This is a genomic window from Pedobacter yonginensis (genome assembly GCF_003173595.1).
In the GTDB taxonomy this organism is placed as follows: Bacteria; Bacteroidota; Bacteroidia; order Sphingobacteriales; family Sphingobacteriaceae; genus Pedobacter; species Pedobacter yonginense.
This window is the reverse complement of sequence record NZ_QGNZ01000014.1, coordinates 1-440: the sequence shown is the minus strand read 5'-3', so window position 1 is coordinate 440 and position 440 is coordinate 1. Positions and strand designations below refer to the sequence as shown.

At 52.5% G+C, this 440-nt stretch carries 1 tRNA gene; it reads right to left on the bottom strand.

The window, feature by feature from the left end:
* Nucleotides 1–315 precede the first annotated feature (315 nt).
* A tRNA-Ala gene (locus DHW03_RS19155) sits at nt 316–389 on the bottom strand.
* Between the last annotated feature and the right edge of the window lie 51 nt (nt 390–440).

Sequence of the window (440 nt, the reverse complement as noted above, 5' to 3'; positions counted from 1 at the left end):
GTCAAAGAACTTTCCAAGGATGGGCAGAGGGTATAAGGTCACGGGGTTCATCGCCCGATCCCAAGCCTTTGGCCTGAATCCTGTTAGTCAAAAACCGCGGTCTCGAACCGTTCCATGTACCAGGACAATATCCCGTACAAGTGCCCCATGGCGTTTTCCTCAATCTTGATGTCAATGTGCCCGATCGATCCCGATCGGTGGCGTTCAATGTGCTTCCCGAAAGCTTCCGGCTAATTAACCTTGGTCTTCCAGCTTTAGTCTTTAAGCTTTCAGCTTTGTTCCTCCGGCCCATTGGCCCTCGTCCCTCAGCTTGTGTGGAGAATAACGGAGTCGAACCGTTGACCTCCTGCGTGCAAGGCAGGCGCTCTAGCCAGCTGAGCTAATCCCCCAAAAGGATGTTCATAATTGGTAGTCCCGTCCAGATTTGAACTGGAGACCCC